Raw genomic sequence first — 1,388 nt, 5'->3', positions numbered from 1 at the left:
AAAAAATGCATGCACTATAATAATATATTATATAACATATTAATTTATTTATCTAAAATAACTAATTATCGATTATTCATGAGTAAGGATTCAAAAAAATGCAAAATATTACTAAAAAAACAAAAAATAAAAAATTATTTAAAGGAATTACTTTAACAAAAAATGCATCAACACAAATGTTACATTTAATTAATAAAAACTCAAAAAATAAAGGAATTAGATTAAATATAAAAAAATCAGGATGTGCTGGATTTCGTATTATAATGGAATTAGCTCAAGAAAAAAAAGAAGAAGAAATTGAATTGTTTCAAAATGGCACTGTTTTATTTATATCTAAAAAAATATTACAAATATTAGAAGGCATGGAAATTGACTTTATAGAAAAAGATTTCAACAAAATATTTCAATATAAACACAGTAATAAAAAAAATCACTGTGGTTGTGGAGAAAGTTTTGAATTATAAAAATAAAAATTATTATCAAAACTCATTAAAAATAAAAATTATTATCAAAACTCATTACAAATAAAAATACGTTATTCCGATATTTATATCCATATATAATTTTACTTATACAAAAAATTTTACCAACATAATAAACAATGATTTTTTTTACCACGACGTAATAAAGTAAATTTTCCAAATATTTTATCAGAATCTTTAAAAAAATATTTAATATCTTTTTGAATATGATTGTTTATATATATTGCATTAGAAGAAATCATATTGCGAGCTTGGCCACGAGAAGGCGCTAAAATAGAATTAACCAATGCTTGCTGTAAATCTTCATTTCCTAACAATTTAACAAAAGGCATACCATCTTGTTTCAATTGTTTAAAATCAGATAAAATTAAATTATCTAATGATTGAGAAAATAAAAAAGATGAAATTCTTTTAGCAGCAGATACTCCTTTTTCTCCATGAACTAAATTAGTTATACTATCTGCTAAAACCCTTCTAGGAAAGTAAAAATCATTATTTTTTATACTTTCTTTTTCTATATTCTTAATGTCTTCAACGGTCAAAAAAGTAAACATTTTTAATAAATTAAACACTTCTTCATCTGATCGATTAATCCAAAATTGATAAAACTTATAAGGACTCGTTTTTTTAGGATTTAACCAAATAGTTCCTGTTTCTGTTTTTCCAAATTTAATACCATTATCCTGTATTAATAAAGGTAAAGTTAATCCAAAAACTTTTTGGTTAAATAATCGATGAGTTAAAAAAATACCGGAAGTAATATTTCCCCATTGGTCTGACCCCCCAACTTGCAAAACTACTCCATATTTTTTATATAATACAGAAAAATCATATGCTTGTAATAAATTATAGGAAAATTCAGTAAAAGATATTCCTTGATTATTAGAAATAATTCTTCTTTTTACC

General features: G+C 22.6%; 2 protein-coding genes. One reads left to right on the top strand and one right to left on the bottom strand.

Annotation, left to right across the window (positions count from 1 at the left end):
* The first annotated feature begins 98 nt into the window (after positions 1 to 98).
* A complete protein-coding gene (locus LDP10_RS02900; protein ID WP_265197245.1) occupies positions 99 to 464 on the top strand; it encodes a HesB/IscA family protein in 366 nt (121 codons plus the stop codon).
* A 119-nt stretch (positions 465 to 583) separates the two neighbouring features.
* On the opposite strand, the gene tyrS is transcribed toward LDP10_RS02900, so the two are convergent.
* On the bottom strand, positions 584 to 1,388 hold an 805-nt coding region (tyrS, locus tag LDP10_RS02895; protein WP_265197244.1), incomplete at its 5' end, for a tyrosine--tRNA ligase.

Origin of the sequence: Buchnera aphidicola (Pemphigus obesinymphae), from assembly GCF_026122815.1 — a bacterium.
In the GTDB taxonomy this organism is placed as follows: domain Bacteria; phylum Pseudomonadota; class Gammaproteobacteria; order Enterobacterales; family Enterobacteriaceae; genus Buchnera_C; species Buchnera_C aphidicola_BJ.
Note: the sequence above shows the minus strand (reverse complement) of the source record. Positions and strands in the feature narration are given on the sequence as shown.